Here is a 15,404-nt window from a genome sequence, read left to right on the forward strand (position 1 = left end):
CAGGGTATGCTAACGTCCGTTTCGAAACAGGCGCCCGAGCCGCGGGGGTCAGGGCAAGTCGATGGAAAGCGTAGGGCGCAACTGTGCAGTCAGCGCGTGTCGTAAACACAGGTCAAACCAAGCGCAACGTGGTGCGGGCGACGGCTGTCGCCACGCTCGCGAGCCTGGCCGCGGTGACCGCAACCGCCAACGGTTCGGCCGCACCGATCAGTGACACGCCTGTCGCCAAGAACAACACCGTTGCGCCCGAGCAGGTCTCGCCGTACGCCAAGAAGAAGGTCCAGCGGTACAACCCGAAGACCGAGACCTACGAGCAGCGGCAGGAGCGCATCGCCAAGCAGAAGCGGCCGGTGCTGCGTCAGAGCGCGGAGACCAAGAACGAGGACACCACCTGCGTCAGTAGCGAATTCACCACCCTGAGCGTTGTCTTCGACTCCATCTACGACTCGCTGCTGCCCTCGCTGCCGCCCGCCGCTCAGGCAGCGGTCAAGCAGCAGCAGAAGAGCCTGCAGCGCAGTCTCAAGAACGTCACGGTCTCCACGCTGTCGCTGAGCGATGACCCGCGTGCCCTCGGCGCCGACATGCAGGATCCGGCGAACAAGTACAAGTCGCCGCATTCGACCTACATCGTCAACCAACTGCTCAAAATCCGTGACGGCAAGCAGAATGAGGCCATCCCGGTCGCCAATATCACCCTGTCCCAGGCTGTGGAGACGGCGTGGCTGTACTTCTTCACCGGTGTGCTCGCCCCGATCAACTTCGCTCTCGGCATGGCCCCCGAGTTCACCGACATCAACCAGCAGTCCAGCCCCGCCGCATATCTGCCGCTGCCGCAGAACATCACCGGCATCCTCGGATCGTTCCTCAGCTACAACACACTCGTCGGCATCTTCTTCGCCGGCGGGCAGGCGGGTCTGACGGCGCTCTACAACCAGACCGCTACCTCTCTGCTGAACCAGTGCGTCGCGCGCGTCACGGAGGAGCAGAAGGAGAACGCGGGTAAGGCACACGAGCACATCCGCTACAACATCCCGATCCCCGCGATCATCAAGAACACCGCCAACCAGCTCGCCCTGGCCGACAAGGACAACTGCAAGCCTGTCGGGGCCAAGACGCTGGGTGAAATCACCGAGCGGACCATCAAGCAGGCCAAGGACGCCGCGCCCAATGCGCAGGCCCGTGCCCGCGTGGCCGCCGAAGGCCGTCAGATGATGGGAATCCTGCGTTCCAACTACATTCCGGCCAACCTGATCCCGAAGGACAAGGCCGACTTCGACGGCACCGAGCAGGCTGTTTCCACGATCGGTGGTTTCATCCCGGTCCTCGGTGGCGCTCCCCTCGACGTGATCCTCGGCCTGAGCAGCAACGTGCGTCAGGGCCAGAGCCTGGGGCATCAGATCCCGCTGTCCAAGTTGACGGTGACCAAGTCGATCACCGGCGTCTACTACACCTACGCCTTGTCGGTGTGGCTGTTCCGCACCATCGGCACCTACGCCGGAATCCCCGCACTGGCACCCGTCGAACTGATCCCGGGCGTCAACAAGTTCAACCCGGTGCGGATGATCTCGACAGTGCTCACTCTTCCGCTGACCTACGGCATCACCACGTACCACAACGTGGTCCGCTCGATGTGCTTCACCGACGACGACACCACCGGTTCGGGTCTGGGCGCCGAGGCCCACAAGCGCAAGGACGAGGCGCAAGAGAACATCGCCAAGAACAAGGAGAAGGCGGACAAGGAGAGCACCGGTACCACCAAGCGGGCCAGCTCCACCACCACCAAGAAGCCCGCTCCGGCATCGGACAGCGGCGAGTCGACGCCTTCGACCACCACGCCGAAGCCCAAGAAGAAGGCGGACCCGGACGACGAGATCCCGCCGTGGATCCGCTGATCCCCGATAGCTGACAAAGAAACCCGGAATGTCCCAAGGCATTCCGGGTTTCTTCGTCTGTGCTGTCAGATCACGGGCGACGGCTGTAGCCGCGGACGGCGAGGAAGCCGCACACAAGGGTCAGGCCGATGGCCCACGCGATGGTGGCCATGACATCGCCCGCGTAGTCACCGCCCGAGGCTGCTCCGCGCATCGCCTGCGCCACATGCGAAATGGGGTTGGCCGCAGCGATCGGCTGCGCCCAGCCCGGCAGGTCGTGGAGTTGCACGAAGCCGGTCGACAGGAAGGACAACAGCAGGAGGAGTGCGTTGGTCGATGAGACCGCCGTTTCCACGGAATCCACGTAGGTCGCGATCGCCACCATCATCCAGGCCACCCCGAAGCCGAGAACCACCGGCAGCACGAAGTAGAGCACCGCGCCGCCGAAACCGTTGTGCCAGCGGAATCCCATCGCCACCGCCACGAGCATGACCACCACGACCGAACCCGCATTGCGCAGGGCGTCGGCGAAGATGCGTCCGGCGAAGGGCGCCACCGGTGAGACCGGTGAGACGCGGAGTCTGTCGTCGAAACCCGAGGTCCGGTCCTCCAGCGTGGCGACAGCCGTCCCCAGTGCCCCGAATGTCACGCCCATGACGACGAACACCGGTGCCGCGTACTGGACGTAGCCGGCGAGGCTCGCACCGGGCAGGACCATCTTGCCGAACGACACCGACATCAACGTGAGCAGGATGATCGGCATGAACACGGCCATCGCGATCGTCATCGGCGACCGCACCATCAGCGTCAGTCCGCGCCGTGTCATCACTTGTACATCGGTGACCATCTTCTCAACCCACCTTTCCGATGACCCGCGGCACCGCGGCGCCGAACACCACGACCAGCCCCGCACACCATGCCAGGGCGATCAGCACCGTCGAGGTGGTGTGCTCCATCCCGAGCGTCGACGCCGCCCGCAGCGCCTCACCGAGCCGGGAGATCGGCTGGTTCTCGACGATGGGCCGCATCCATCCGGGATAGGCCACCGCGGGCACGAACAGCGTCGACACCAGCAACAGCGGGAAGTAGACCAGGTTGCCGATGGCCTGGACCGGCTCCATCTTCGCCAGCCCGTAACCGAGCACCAGATACGGCAGACAGATCGCCGCCGCCGCGCAGACGACGATCCCGAGGAAACCGAGAAAGCCGAGAACACCTGTCTCGAACCGGAACCCGGCGATATAGCCCACCACTATCAGCACGAGCGATCCGACGACGGTCCGGATCATCTCACCGATCAGCAGGGCGAGCGCAGGGGCGAGCCGTGAGACGGGCATGGAGCGCAGCCGGTCCATCATCCCCGATCCCGCGTCCTCGGCCGCCCAGATCGAGATGGACATGCCGGAGAAGAACACCGACTGCAGAACGATGGCGGGAACCATGAATTGGGCGTAATCGATTCCGGCGCGGTCCATCACCCGCCCGAACACCGTCAGGAACAGCACCGCGAAGACCACCGGCAGAACCAGCGCGCCGATCACCGAGGCCGGCCGGCGCGCCATCATCCGCAGGTGCCGCCCGGCCAGCGTCAGCGAGTCGGTGATCAACGATGGCCGCGGCGTCGTGCGCTCATCGGTCGGCGGGGCGCTGCGTGTTGTCGCCGTCATCGTCGCGCACCGGTCGTGTCGGCCGGCGCGTTGTCGTCCGTCTGTTCGCCGTCTCCGGCCAGGTCACCGGTCAGCGCGAGGAATACGTCGTCGAGGGTGGGATAGCGTAGGCCCACATCGTCGGGGATCACCTCATGCCGGTCGAGCAACCGCACGACGTCGAACAGCGTCTGCGGACCCTCCGCCGGAACACTGACCGTGCCGGATGTGTGGGTGACCGTCCACTGCGTTTCCAGCGCCCGGATCACCCGGGCTTGGTCGGCACCCGTGACCGACACCTCGCACACCGACCCGCCGACGAGTTCCTTGAGTCTGCCCGGGGTGCCCTCGGCGATCACCGCTCCGTGGTCGATCACCACGATCCGGTCGGCGAGTTCGTCTGCCTCGGCAAGATATTGGGTGGTGAGGATGATGGTCATGCCGTCGGCGCGCAGGCGTTGGACGATCTCCCACAGCATGTTCCGGCTGCGCGGGTCGAGGCCGGTGGTGGGTTCGTCCAGGAACAGCACCTTGGGGTCGCCGATCATCGACGCCGCCAGGTCGAGCCTGCGGCGCATGCCGCCGGAGAAGGTCACCGTGCGCCGGTCGGCGGCCTCGGTCAGGTCGAATTGGTCGAGCAGGTCCGCCGCGCGTTCCTTGGCCCGTGCGGTTCCCAGTTTGAACAGCCGCCCGAACAGCACCAGGTTTTCCCGGGCGGTCAGTTGTTCGTCCAGGGCCGCGAACTGTCCGGTGAGCCCGATCAGCGGGCGCACCGCGGCCGGATCGGTGAGCACGTCGATCCCGGCGATCCGCACCTGCCCCTCATCCGGACGCAGCAACGTGGTCAAGACGTTGATGGTGGTCGTCTTGCCGGCGCCGTTGGGACCCAGCAAGCCCAGGATCTCGCCTTCGGCGACACTCAGGTCTATGCCACGCAACGCACGTACCGGTGCATTCCGCGACGCGAACGTCTTTGTCAGGCCTGTAGCCTCGACTATCACCGCACCCCTCCTTAAGTTAGGCAACCCTAACGCGGAGGTTAGCACTGTGACCGGCCCGGCAGAACCCTCCGAACAGGATTCGCCCGGTCCCGGCATCACACGGCGCGCAGACCGTCCTCGACGAGCTCGGCGAACAACTGACCGGCACACTCGTCGAGACTCCCCGACAGTTCGTCGTCACCACCCGGAATCACCCGGAACTCGCCCGGCCTGCGGCGCTGCGACGCCATCACCCGCTCGATCCCGCCTTCGCCCAAGGTGTCCGCGTAGTACCGCACCCAGGGTTCGTAGTCGGATTTGGCCAGGTTGAGCCGGCGCAGCGCCTTGGCATCGATCACACCCGACCTGCCGACACCCAGCATCCGCACCACCCACCCGGCGCCGTCGGTGGCGGCGACGCCGACATTGCGGGGTTCGCGCCGGCGCATGTCAGCCGTGTACTGGATGAGATGCCAGGTCACCGTCTGCGGAAAAGCCATCTGCGTCACGGCGGCTCCTAGAACAGGGTGTCGGGGACGAGCCGCAGCATCGGCCGGGCGAATTCGGGTTCGGCGGGTGTATCGGCCGAGGGTACGAGGCTCACGATCTTGTCGCGACGGGCCAGCAGGTACTTGGCCAGCCACGACTGTTGCTTCTGCGTGATCAGGCCCCGCTGGTTGGCCTCGAGCAGCGGGCGTCCGATCACGTGTGCCGAGATCGCCTGCACGCGTTGCTCCCAGAACCGCAGCAACTCCTTGTCGATGGCCTCGTCGGCGAATTCATGCCACGACAGTGGGAGGAGCGCCTCATCGTCGGGCTTCTCGGTGAACGCGTGCCCGCGCGGCTGAGCGAGTGAATGCCCGTGGTCGACGAGCCAGATGCCGAGTCGTTCGTCGTAGAGGACGCTGTCGGCGAAACGGTGGGTGTTGTTGACCCAGGCGTCAAAGACGATCATGCCGGCCACGATCTGCGGCTGGGCTACGGCGATGTCCTCGGCGGTCGAGGGCGGCACCGAGATCCCACCGTCCGAACGCACACCCGGGATGGCCCAGTAGGTGGTTCCGTCCTGGTCCCGGGCCACCTCACCGGGCAGTACGGGCAGGCCGAGCGCGGCGGCGAGGCGGGAGCAGATCAGTTCGTTGGCGATCAGGTACGGCTCGTCGGGGTCGTGCTTGGTGACGTGCATCCACGAACGGCCCCAATAGGTTTCGGGTGCGTCCGGATCATCGGGGTCATCTACACGGACGAGCTCGTCGAGCCGGAGACCGGGGCGGAGTTTGCGCGGTGCCACTGTTCGCCGCCCTCCCGCCGGTCACGTTCGCTGTCTGTGGTGCTGTGACCATTCAACATCATTGCGATTGCTGATGTTCACGGCGCAGCAGCGAATCCTTGACGTCGGTCCCCCACGCGAAACCGCCGAGGCTGCCGTCGCTGCGCAGCACCCGGTGGCAGGGCACGAACAGCGCGGGCGCGTTGCGGGCGCAGATCGACGCCGCGGCACGCACGGCACCGGGGTTGCCGACGACGGCGGCGAATCCGGTGTAGCTCAACGGCTGCCCCGGCGGGATCTCACGCAGCGCCGACCAGCCGAGCCGCTGCAGGTCGGTCCCCTGCTGCAGCACAGGGGTGGCTATCACGGCCGCCAGATCGCCGGCGTAGTAGGCGGCCACGTCCTCGGCGGCCCGGGTGATTCCCTCGGCCACCTCGGTCGGCCGGATGTCCCGGTGAATGCGGTCGAGCACCGCCTGCCGGTCGGTGGTCCATCCCGATCCCAGCACCCGCCCGTCGTCGTCGACGATCAGCGTGAACGGTCCGTCCGGGGTGTCGACGGTCTGCACCGTGCCTTGCTTGCTGCCAGTCATGATTCTCCTGGTCGTTGTTTCCGTGGGAAGGGCTCGTCGGTGAGCCGCAAACCGCTGGTTGAGGTGTGCGGAGCCCTGGCGCCTAGCCTCGAAACCCGGTGCAACAACATTGTCAGCGCACCGGGTTTCGGGGCGGGCAGGCCTGCGCATCTTCCATCGAATCGGTTCGCCACAGGTGCGCGGTCAGGTAGCTGCGCCAGGGCGCTACTCGCGACGCCCATTCGGAGAGGCTCCGCGGCTCGGAAGGCAAACCGGCCGTCGCCGCGCCCGTCCGCACCCCGCTGTCGCCGGGCAACAACACGTCGGGGTCGCCGAGCACTCGCATCCGCACGTAGTCGGCGGTCCACGGCCCGATACCGGGGAGTGCCAACAGCGCGGTGCGTTGTTCGGCGCCGTCGTCGGCGCTGGTCAGCGTTAGGGTACCGGCGGCGAGTGCGGTGGCGGCACCGGTGATCGCCCGGATCCGGGCCGCCGGTCCGCGCAGGACCTCGTGGCCGTGCTCGGCAATCGCCGCCATTGTCGGGAACAGCCGCGTCGGGAACAGCCGCGTCGGGAACAGCCGCGTCGGGAACAGCAGGTCCGATGCGCCGTCGGGGGCGTCGACGGTGGCGCCGAGTTCGTCGACCAGCCGAGTGAGGGCGGTGCGCGCCGCCGCCACCGTGACCTGCTGTCCGACCATCGCCCGAATCAGCATCTCGTGGGGATCTGCGGCACCGGGAACCCGCATCCCGGGCGTCCTTGCGACGAGTGGCTTCAGTTCAGCGTGCTCGGCCAGCGCGGTATCGACGGCGAGCGGGTCGGAGTCGAGATCGAACAGGCGCCGGACACGCACGACGAGCGGTCCGAGGTCGGCAGGATCGGAGAGGCTTGCGCGCAACCGGATTCGGCCTGCGGTGTCGGCACGCACCTCGAACCATGCCGTGCCACCAGGCAACGAGAGGCCCCGGGCGAAGGAAGTGTCTGTGGCGTGTTCCATCCCAGGCAGACACCGTGCCACCATCCACCGGAAGATGCCGGTCGCATCGAACGGTTCCCGGACCGGCAGCACCAGATCGATGACGCCGGGAGTCGTTGTGGCCGTGCGACTTTGCTCGCGCAGCTGGGTGGGGGTCATCGCGAAGACCTCGCGGATGGTGTCGTTGCATTGGCGAATGCTCCCGAAACCGGCCGAGAACGCGACGTCGGACACCGGAAGGTCGGTGCCGGTCAACAACATTCGCGCGGTATGTGCCCGCTGCGAACGTGCCAGGGCCAGCGGTCCCGCCCCCAGTTCCGCGGTGAGCAACCGGGTCAGATGCCGCGGCGAGTACCCGAGCCTGGCCGCGAGCGTCGCCACGCCCTCGCGTTCGACGACGCCGTCGGCGATGAGCCGCATCGCACGACCGACGGTGTCGCGCCGCAGATTCCACTCCGGCGACCCGGGTGCGGCCTCCGGCAGACAACGTTTGCAGGCCCGGTACCCGGCTTCGTGTGCGGCCGCGCTCGTCGGATAGAACTCCACATTCGAAGGTTTGGGTGTGCGGGCCGGACACGACGGCCGGCAGTAGATTCCGGTGCTGCGCACCGCAATGATGAACTGGCCGTCGAAACGCCGGTCACGCGCCTTGACGGCGCCGTAGCGCTCGTCGAAGGTCATCCGCGTGTCGAAGGCGGTCGGGGCCGGGGTCATAGCTCCACTCTGGCACGACCCACCACCGCCGCACCGGCGGGAATCGGACACGACAGTCGGCGCCGGCGTTCCTGGCCGTTCGCTTGCGTAACGATACGTCCGATGTGACCGATACCACCGATATGTCGACTAACACACGCACCCGAGCAGCCGCTGCCGCAGTCGCCGTCTTCGGAGCCGCCGGGCTCGCCCTGAGCACCGGGCCGGGCGACGCGAACGCGGCCCCCAGCGCCGAGTATCCGATCGGCACCTGCTTTGGGATGAGTCCCAATGTGGTCGACGTCCCGTACATGCCGCGCCGGGTCATCGTCTCCGACTACGCAGGCACCACCTACCTCGCCATCGACTACACCAGCTACTGGATCGGCGTGGGTTACGACTCCACCGCCACTCTCGACTGGCACAACCTGCGCACCGGCAAGCGCGGCACGCTTACCTCACGCAGCCACGTCAGCCCGCCGTACCAGGGCGTCCACAACTTCACGATTCCCACCAAGACGATCGGCACCGGGAAGGTCGGCGTCACCCTCAACACCGTCAACCGCAATGCCCTGTGGTCGGTGCCCGCCACCACCTGCGGTGGAACCATCACCGTCCGCTGAGCCACCGGCGCTCCCGCGTCACAGACTTCGTCCCGCGAATTGACTTTCGCGGTATCCGATAAGCGCGACGGAGTTTTCGACGCGGGAAAAAGGGTGCGCGAGAGAAGTGGTAGTGGTGCGCGAGGGGGGACTTGAACCCCCACGTCCTAGGACACTGGAACCTAAATCCAGCGCGTCTGCCAATTCCGCCACTCGCGCGTGCGCGAACAAGCGTACCGCGTGGGCTGTGACGTGCGTCGTACGGGTACCGTCGAGGTTATGGATTCTGCCCGTCCCGCCCGCACACGTCACCGGCCCGCACTGATCGCGCTGGTCGTGGTGGCCGCGGCGGTGTGTCTGGCGCTGGCCTGGTGGCAGTGGTCGCGGTACGAGTCCGCGTCGGGTACCGCCCAGAACCTGGGGTACGCGTTGCAGTGGCCGGCGTTCGCGGGTGCCGTGGTCTATGCCTACCGCCGGTTCGTGGTGCTGGAGAACGATGCCGACGAGGTGGAGAAACTCTCGCCGCGCAGCAAGGGTGCCGTGGAGATCCCCGAGGGGATCCTGCCCGAGCGCCAGAGTTTCCCCAGCGCCGGATCGCTTGCGGCCAAGGATGATCCGACCGCCGATTCCGGGTTGCGGGAGTACAACCGGTATCTGGCCGAGCTCCATCGCACCGACCGATCCCGGGAGACCGCCGACGATCCCGAAACCACCGTGCGCTGACCCCCTATCCGGTCAGCAGCTCAGGTCAACAGCAGTTTGTTCTCACACACCGTTAGGAAGTCCCTCGTGACCGATACCAGCACCAGCAAACCCACTGCCTCCACCGCGTCGGTCAAGAACGCGCTTGTGCGTTACCGGGTGCTCGCCTGGGTCACCGGTCTGTGGTTGCTGCTGCTGGTCGTCGAGCTGATCCTCAAGTACGGCTTCGACGTCGACGCGCTCGATTTCGTGCCCATCGTGCACGGCTGGGTGTACTTCGTGTACCTGATCATGGCCGTCGACCTGGCCATCAAGGTGCGCTGGCCCGCGGGGAAGATCGTGTGGACCGCGCTCGCCGGGACCATTCCGTTCCTGTCGTTCGTCATCGAGCATCAGCGGACGAGGGAAGTGAAGGCGCAGTTCGGGATCTGATCGTCGGGGATCGGGTCAGGGGTGTCCTGGGTGCGTCATGCGGGCGGGTCGCCGGACCTTCGTGACCCTCGCTCCTTCGTCGCTCGGCCTCAGGGATCAAGAGGTGTGGTCGCGGCGGTGTTCGGGATCACGCTGGTTGGCCGGTGGCGAGTGCTCGGAGGTCGGGGACGAGGGCGGCGAGGGCTTTGCCGCGATGGCTCAGGGAGTCCTTCTCTTCCGGTGACAGTTCCGCTGAGGAGCGGCCGGCGGCGAGGTCGTCGGCGGGCAGGAACAGCGGGTCGTAGCCGAAGCCGTTGACGCCGTGGGGTTCGCGGGCCAGGGTGCCGCGCCACTCGCCGCGGACCACCGTTTCGGTGCCGTCGGGACGGACCAGCGCGCACGCCGACACGAAGGCGGCGCCGCGGCGGTCGTCGGGCACGTCCGAGAGCTGGGCGAGCAGCAGGGTGTTGTTGGCCTCGTCGTTGCCGTGGGTGCCACTCCACCGTGCCGACAGCACCCCGGGCATCCCGTTGAGGGCGTCGACGCTGATCCCGGAATCGTCGGCGAGGGTGGGCAGGCCGGTGGCCGCAGCACCGGTGCGGGCCTTGATCAGCGCGTTGTCCTCGAACGTGGCACCGTCCTCGGGGAGTTCGGCGAACTCGGGTACGTCGTCCAGACCCACCACATCCAGACCGGTGATCCCGGCCGCGGCCACCACCCGGCGGAGTTCCTTGAGCTTCTTGGCGTTACGGCTCGCGAGCAGGATCGTCGTCACTTGGCACCCGGCAGGTCACCCGGGTACGGGAGCGCGAGCGCGGCCTTCTGCGCCTCGAACAGGGCGCTGGTACCCACCTCGGCCATGTCGAGCAGCTTCTCCAGGGTCGCACGCGGGAACGTCGCCCCCTCCCCCGTGCCCTGCACCTCGACGAGGGTGCCGGCGTCGGTGGCCACCACATTCATGTCGACCTCGGCCCGCGAGTCCTCCTCGTACGGCAGGTCCAGGCGCACCCGGCCGTCGACGACGCCGACGCTGACCGCGGCGATCGCGCACGACAGCGGCTGCGGATCCTTGAGCTTGCCGGCGGCGCCCAGCCAGGCGACTGCGTCGGCGAGGGCGACATACGCGCCGGTGATGGAGGCGGTGCGGGTGCCGCCGTCGGCCTGCAGCACGTCGCAGTCGATGGCGATGGTGTTCTCACCGAGTGCGGCCAGATCGATGCAGGCACGCAGCGACCGGCCCACCAGCCGGCTGATCTCGTGGGTGCGGCCACCGATCTTGCCGCGCACCGACTCCCGCGACGACCGCTCGTGCGTCGACGACGGCAGCATCGCGTACTCGGCGGTGAGCCAGCCCAGGCCCGACCCCTTGCGCCAGCGCGGCACACCGTCGGTGACGCTCGCGGTGCACAGCACCCGGGTGCCGCCGAACTCGACGAGCACCGAACCCGCCGGATGGGAGGTGAAACCACGGGTGAAGGAGATGGGGCGGAGTTCGTCGTCGGCTCGGCCGTCTGCTCGTGTCGTCACGGTATCCAACTCTATCGCTGACCGGTGACCGGCCCGGACGCCCCCGCCGCCCGAGAGGTCACAGCTCGAAAGTCTGCCCCTGGGAAACCATTTCGATGGGGCCGCTGTAGGTTCTGCGCACCTCGTCGTAGATGTCCTGTTTGGACGTCCACGGCGGTACATGCGTGATCGCCAAGAGTTTGACGTTGGCCTTGGTGGCGGCCTCACCCGCCTCGACACCCGACAGGTGCAGGTGCGGCGGGCGTTCGGACGGCGCGTGAGTCCACGACGCCTCGCACAGGAACAGGTCGGCGTCGGTGGCCAGATCGATCAGCTCGTCGCACGGCGCGGTGTCACCGCTGTAGGCCAGGACCTTGCCGTCGGGCGCGGTGAGCCGGAAGCCGTAGGAGTTGGGCACATGGTCGACGACGACGGGCCGGATGGCGAAACCACCCAGCTGCACCTCCTCGGTGCCCCATTCGTGGACGTCGAAGGTGTCGGTGATGTCGTCGACCTCGCCGGGAACCTCCGACGACCCGGCGCCGATCCGTTCGCACACGCCCGGCGGCCCCCACAGGTGCGTTCGGCCGGTGGCCGGTTCGGGTGAGTACCGCCGCCACACCAGCATCGCGGCCAGGTCCATGCAGTGGTCGGCGTGCAGATGGCTCAGCATCACCGCCACCTCGCGCGGGTTGATGATCCGCTGAAGTTCCCCGAACGCCCCTGGACCGCAGTCCATCATCACTGGCTGATGTCCGGGAAGCTGCAGAAGGTACCCCGAGCACGCAGCACCGGGGCCACCCACACTCCCTGAACATCCGAGCACGGTTAGGCGCATGGTCCTACCTTGCCATGCCGTCACCTCAGGACGGCAGATATCCGGTCACAAGTTCACGCGGCGGCACTACAGATGCTGGACCTGCCCGACCGCCGGACCGAGGAACCGCGACGACAACCGCGCGAAGAACTCCGGGTCACCGGTCGACTGGAACAGCCGCACCGCTTCCCGCCCGGTATGCGGGGACAGCAGGTCACGTTCGGTGAGCACCCGGAACACGTCCTTGGCCGTCTCCTCCGCGCTCGAGACCAGCGTCACCTGATCGCCCATCGCCAGCGCGATCACCCCCGACAGCAGCGGGTAGTGGGTGCAGCCGAGCACCACCGTGTCGACGTCGGCCTGCTGCAACGGTTCCAGATAGCCCTGCGCCAGCCCCAGGATCTGCCTGCCGCTGGTGACCCCGCGTTCGACGAAGTCGACGAACCGCGGGCACGGTACCGCGGTGATCACGGTATCGCGGGCCGCGGCGAACGAGTCCTGGTAGGCGTGCGAGGCGATCGTGGCCGCGGTGCCGAGCACCCCGATACGGCCGGTCTTGGTGGCCACCACCGCCCGGCGCACGGCGGGCAGGATCACCTCGATGACCGGTATCGGCGCGTACCGTTCGCGGGCATCACGCAGGCAGGCCGCCGAGGCGGTGTTGCAGGCGATGATGATCGCCTTCACCCCGCGTCCGGCGAGGTCGTCGCCGATGGCCAGGGCGTGCTTGCGGATCTCGGGGATGGTGAGCCCGCCGTAGGGGCCGTTGGCGGTGTCCCCGATGTAGATGATGTCCTCGTCGGGCAGCAGGTCGATGATCGCGCGCGCGACCGTCAGGCCGCCGACTCCGGAATCGAAGATCCCGATGGGCGCGGTGGGGTCGGTACTCAGAATCCCACCCCTGACGACGGAAGCGGCTGCGACGGCGCGGGACGCCTGCGGCGATCACGGCTTGCGAGGTACCAGGCGGCCGCGACCCCGCCGACCGCGCCGAACAGGTGCCCCTGCCACGAGATCGATTCGTCGGTGGGCAGCACACCCCACAGCACCGAGCCGTAGACCAGGAACAGCACCACCCCGATGAGGATCTGCTTCAGATTGCGGTTGAAGATCCCCCGGATCAGCAGGTAGGTGAGCCAGCCGAAGATGATGCCCGACGCCCCGATGGTGACCGTGTACGACGGCGCGGTCAGCCACACCCCGACACCGGAGGTCAGCCAGACGACGCCGGTGACCGCCAGGAACCGCTTGGCCATCAGCAGCAGGAAACCCAGGACGACGCCGGGGCCGAGGTTGCCGAACAGGTGCGACCAGTCCCCGTGCAGGAACGGTGACCACAGAATGCCGTCGAGTCCGCCCACCTCGCGGGGTTCGATGCCGTTGGCGTCGAGATCATGGTTCGGGGTCAGCGCGTCGATCAGCTCGATCGCGATCAGTACCGTGGCGATCGCGGCCATCGTGATCGCCGACGTCAGCCACAGCGGGCGTGGCTTTCGGGGCTGCTCGGCGGGAGCGGCCGGCATCGGGTAGGTCACGTGTCGTCCCTCATCGGTGGGTGCGGCCCTCATCGGTGGTTGCAGCGCAGCCGTGGTCAGGCCCAGAGCTGCCCGGCGAGCGCCGCCTCGGCATCGTCCAGGCTACCTTCGTACGCCCCGGTCGACAGATACTTCCATCCCGCGTCGGGCACCACCAAGCCGATATCGGCACGTTCGTTCCGTTTGACAGCCTGCCGCCCGATGGCGCGGGCAGCGTGCAGGATCGCCCCGGTGGAGACACCCGCGAAGATCCCTTCGAGGTCGATGAGCTCGCGCACCCGGGCCACCGCGTCGGCCCCGGTCACCGAGAATCGGCGCGTCAGCACGGTGTCGTCGTACAGTTCGGGCACAAAACCCTCGTCGATATTGCGCAGGCCGTACACCTCGTCCCCGTACCGGGGTTCGGCCGCGACGATCTGCACGTCGGGCTGCTGTTCGCGCAGGTACCGGCCCACCCCCATCAGGGTGCCGGTGGTGCCCAGGCCCGCGACGAAGTGGGTGATCTCGGGCAGGTCGGCGTACAGCTCGGGCCCGGTGCCCTCGTAGTGGGCGAGCATGTTCGCCTCGTTGCCGTACTGGTACAGCATCACCCAGCCCGGGTTGGCGGCGGCGAGGTCCTTGGCCATGGCCACCGCCGTGTTCGATCCGCCCGCGGCCGGCGACGAGATGACCTCGGCACCGAACATCCGCAGCAACGACCGGCGTTCGTCGGAGGTGTTCTCGGGCATCACGCAGATGAGCCGGTAGCCCTTGAGTTTGGCGGCCATGGCCAGCGAGATACCGGTGTTGCCGCTGGTCGGTTCGAGGATCGTCGCGCCGGGCCGCAATGTCCCGTCGCGTTCGGCGGCCTCGATCATCCGCAGCGCCGGCCGGTCCTTGATCGATCCGGTGGGATTGCGGTCCTCGAGTTTGGCCCACAGCCGCACGTGCGGGCCCTGCTCGCCGTCGTCCCAGCGGGGTGAGAGCCGCCGCAAACCGATCAGCGGCGTGTGGCCCACCGAGTCGATGAGCGAGTTGTACCGTGCCACGGCCGGATCAGCCGCCCGCGACGGCCGGCAGGATGGTCACCTCGTCGCCGTCGTCGACGGCGGTGCCCAGGCCACCGGTGAACCGCACGTCCTCGTCGTTGACGTACACGTTGACGAAGCGGTGCAGCTTGTCGGTGCCGGCATCGTCAGGGGCGACGAGACGTTCCTTGAGGCCCGGATGCGCCGATTCGAGGGTGTCGATCAGTTCGGCGAGGGTGGCGCCGGACGACTCGACCCGCTTCTCGCCGCCCGTGTGCGGGCGCAGGATGGTGGGGATGGACACGGTCACAGCCATGAGGTCTCCTGATGTCTGGGCTGAAAAGCGGTTATGCGGGGTTGATCTCGACGGGTTCCTCGGTGACCGCACCATCGACGATGCGGTAACTGCGGATCTCCTCGACCTGTGGGTCGCGGGTGGAGATGAGCACATAGTGAGCGCCCGGTTCCCCTGCGTACGAGATGTCGGTGCGGCTCGGATAGGCCTCGGTGGCGGTGTGCGAGTGGTAGATCACCACCGGCTCTTCGTCGGCCCTGTCCATCTCACGCCACACCTTGAGCTGCTCGGCCGAGTCGAATCGGTAGAAGGTGGGCGACCGTTCGGCGTTCAGCATCGGGATGAACCGCTCCGGACGATCCGAACCCTCCGGTCCGGCGATCACCCCGCAGGCCTCGTCCGGGTGGTCGGCACGCGCATGGGCGACCATGCGGTCGACCAGTTCGCGGCTGATAGTCAACATGGCTCAGTCAACACGGCGATCTCCACCGGACATTCCCGGGCAGGCTCGGCGCCGCCGGA

The 15,404-nt window shown here is 67.4% G+C and carries 19 protein-coding genes and 1 tRNA gene; 4 read left to right on the plus strand and 16 right to left on the minus strand.

The features are described from left to right. The first annotated feature begins 128 nt into the window (after positions 1–128). Entirely contained in the window at positions 129–1,892 is a 1,764-nt protein-coding gene (locus GOAMR_RS20740) for a hypothetical protein (protein ID WP_005192589.1), read from the plus strand. 70 nt (positions 1,893–1,962) lie between these two features. Here GOAMR_RS20740 and GOAMR_RS20745 read toward each other — a convergent pair whose 3' ends face one another. From GOAMR_RS20745 to GOAMR_RS20775, 7 genes are all read right to left on the minus strand, one after another. Continuing rightward, positions 1,963–2,697 carry an ABC transporter permease gene (locus tag GOAMR_RS20745; protein WP_244427473.1) on the minus strand — a complete coding sequence of 245 codons (735 nt, stop codon included), beginning with the start codon at positions 2,695–2,697 and terminating at the stop codon, positions 1,963–1,965. A 25-nt stretch (positions 2,698–2,722) separates the two neighbouring features. After that, on the minus strand, positions 2,723–3,538 hold the full coding sequence (locus GOAMR_RS20750) for an ABC transporter permease (RefSeq protein WP_005192601.1): 816 nt from the start codon (positions 3,536–3,538) through the stop codon (positions 2,723–2,725). Then, a complete protein-coding gene (locus GOAMR_RS20755) occupies positions 3,535–4,518 on the minus strand; it encodes a daunorubicin resistance protein DrrA family ABC transporter ATP-binding protein (RefSeq protein WP_005192603.1) in 984 nt (327 codons plus the stop codon). The genes GOAMR_RS20750 and GOAMR_RS20755 overlap by 4 nt, the downstream gene beginning before the upstream one ends. Before the next feature lie 95 nt (positions 4,519–4,613). Then, positions 4,614–5,006, minus strand: coding sequence for a hypothetical protein (locus GOAMR_RS20760; protein ID WP_005192605.1), 393 nt, complete (start codon positions 5,004–5,006; stop codon positions 4,614–4,616). A gap of 8 nt (positions 5,007–5,014) precedes the next feature. Next, complete coding sequence (locus GOAMR_RS20765) at positions 5,015–5,788, minus strand: hypothetical protein (RefSeq protein WP_005192607.1); 774 nt, start codon at positions 5,786–5,788, stop codon at positions 5,015–5,017. Positions 5,789–5,846: 58 nt separating this feature from the next. Further along, positions 5,847–6,359 (minus strand): methylated-DNA--[protein]-cysteine S-methyltransferase, encoded by a 513-nt coding sequence (locus GOAMR_RS20770; protein WP_005192609.1) that lies wholly within the window; start codon positions 6,357–6,359, stop codon positions 5,847–5,849. A 112-nt stretch (positions 6,360–6,471) separates the two neighbouring features. Further along, a complete protein-coding gene (locus GOAMR_RS20775; protein WP_005192612.1) occupies positions 6,472–8,028 on the minus strand; it encodes an AlkA N-terminal domain-containing protein in 1,557 nt (518 codons plus the stop codon). Between the two features lie 122 nt (positions 8,029–8,150). On the opposite strand from GOAMR_RS20775, the gene GOAMR_RS20780 reads away from it, so the two are divergent. After that, positions 8,151–8,630, plus strand: coding sequence for a hypothetical protein (locus GOAMR_RS20780; protein ID WP_040515995.1), 480 nt, complete (start codon positions 8,151–8,153; stop codon positions 8,628–8,630). A gap of 113 nt (positions 8,631–8,743) precedes the next feature. Here GOAMR_RS20780 and GOAMR_RS20785 read toward each other — a convergent pair. Further along, positions 8,744–8,828 (minus strand) — tRNA-Leu (locus GOAMR_RS20785). Between the two features lie 60 nt (positions 8,829–8,888). Here GOAMR_RS20785 and GOAMR_RS20790 point away from each other — a divergent pair. Next, positions 8,889–9,332 carry a glucitol operon activator gene (locus tag GOAMR_RS20790; protein WP_040515988.1) on the plus strand — a complete coding sequence of 148 codons (444 nt, stop codon included), beginning with the start codon at positions 8,889–8,891 and terminating at the stop codon, positions 9,330–9,332. Between the two features lie 66 nt (positions 9,333–9,398). Then, the gene (locus GOAMR_RS20795; protein WP_005192615.1) at positions 9,399–9,743 is read left to right on the plus strand and encodes a DUF3817 domain-containing protein; all 345 of its coding nucleotides are present in this window, start codon (positions 9,399–9,401) and stop codon (positions 9,741–9,743) included. Between the two features lie 127 nt (positions 9,744–9,870). Here GOAMR_RS20795 and GOAMR_RS20800 read toward each other — a convergent pair whose 3' ends face one another. From GOAMR_RS20800 to GOAMR_RS20835, 8 genes are all read right to left on the minus strand, one after another. Then, complete coding sequence (locus tag GOAMR_RS20800) at positions 9,871–10,497, minus strand: non-canonical purine NTP pyrophosphatase (protein ID WP_005192616.1); 627 nt, start codon at positions 10,495–10,497, stop codon at positions 9,871–9,873. After that, positions 10,494–11,249, minus strand: coding sequence for a ribonuclease PH (gene rph / locus GOAMR_RS20805; protein ID WP_005192617.1), 756 nt, complete (start codon positions 11,247–11,249; stop codon positions 10,494–10,496). The genes GOAMR_RS20800 and rph overlap by 4 nt, the downstream gene beginning before the upstream one ends. Before the next feature lie 58 nt (positions 11,250–11,307). Then, positions 11,308–12,066: a cyclic nucleotide-degrading phosphodiesterase gene (locus GOAMR_RS20810; RefSeq protein WP_040515989.1), complete on the minus strand. Its 759-nt coding sequence runs from the start codon at positions 12,064–12,066 to the stop codon at positions 11,308–11,310. Between the two features lie 66 nt (positions 12,067–12,132). Beyond that, a complete protein-coding gene (murI, locus tag GOAMR_RS20815) occupies positions 12,133–12,936 on the minus strand; it encodes a glutamate racemase (protein WP_050942834.1) in 804 nt (267 codons plus the stop codon). Beyond that, positions 12,933–13,580: a rhomboid family intramembrane serine protease gene (locus GOAMR_RS20820; RefSeq protein WP_005192623.1), complete on the minus strand. Its 648-nt coding sequence runs from the start codon at positions 13,578–13,580 to the stop codon at positions 12,933–12,935. Before GOAMR_RS20820 ends, murI begins: the two co-directional genes overlap by 4 nt. A gap of 56 nt (positions 13,581–13,636) precedes the next feature. Further along, entirely contained in the window at positions 13,637–14,608 is a 972-nt protein-coding gene (locus GOAMR_RS20825) for a PLP-dependent cysteine synthase family protein (protein ID WP_005192625.1), read from the minus strand. Between the two features lie 7 nt (positions 14,609–14,615). After that, positions 14,616–14,903 (minus strand): MoaD/ThiS family protein, encoded by a 288-nt coding sequence (locus tag GOAMR_RS20830; RefSeq protein ID WP_005192627.1) that lies wholly within the window; start codon positions 14,901–14,903, stop codon positions 14,616–14,618. 31 nt (positions 14,904–14,934) lie between these two features. Continuing rightward, positions 14,935–15,345: a M67 family metallopeptidase gene (locus tag GOAMR_RS20835; protein ID WP_005192628.1), complete on the minus strand. Its 411-nt coding sequence runs from the start codon at positions 15,343–15,345 to the stop codon at positions 14,935–14,937. Between the last annotated feature and the right edge of the window lie 59 nt (positions 15,346–15,404).

The sequence above is a fragment of the Gordonia amarae NBRC 15530 genome, assembly GCF_000241345.1.
Lineage (GTDB): Bacteria > Actinomycetota > Actinomycetes > Mycobacteriales > Mycobacteriaceae > Gordonia > Gordonia amarae.

Coding starts and splice junctions, on each gene's coding strand:
- GOAMR_RS20835 (WP_005192628.1), bottom strand. CDS start 15,345: ATGTTGACTATCAGCCGCGAACTGGTCGACCGCATGGTCGCCCATGCG.
- GOAMR_RS20775 (WP_005192612.1), bottom strand. CDS start 8,028: ATGACCCCGGCCCCGACCGCCTTCGACACGCGGATGACCTTCGACGAG.
- GOAMR_RS20790 (WP_040515988.1), top strand. CDS start 8,889: ATGGATTCTGCCCGTCCCGCCCGCACACGTCACCGGCCCGCACTGATC.
- GOAMR_RS20770 (WP_005192609.1), bottom strand. CDS start 6,359: ATGACTGGCAGCAAGCAAGGCACGGTGCAGACCGTCGACACCCCGGAC.
- GOAMR_RS20780 (WP_040515995.1), top strand. CDS start 8,151: ATGTCGACTAACACACGCACCCGAGCAGCCGCTGCCGCAGTCGCCGTC.
- GOAMR_RS20750 (WP_005192601.1), bottom strand. CDS start 3,538: ATGACGGCGACAACACGCAGCGCCCCGCCGACCGATGAGCGCACGACG.
- GOAMR_RS20745 (WP_244427473.1), bottom strand. CDS start 2,697: ATGACACGGCGCGGACTGACGCTGATGGTGCGGTCGCCGATGACGATC.
- GOAMR_RS20830 (WP_005192627.1), bottom strand. CDS start 14,903: ATGGCTGTGACCGTGTCCATCCCCACCATCCTGCGCCCGCACACGGGC.
- GOAMR_RS20810 (WP_040515989.1), bottom strand. CDS start 12,066: ATGCGCCTAACCGTGCTCGGATGTTCAGGGAGTGTGGGTGGCCCCGGT.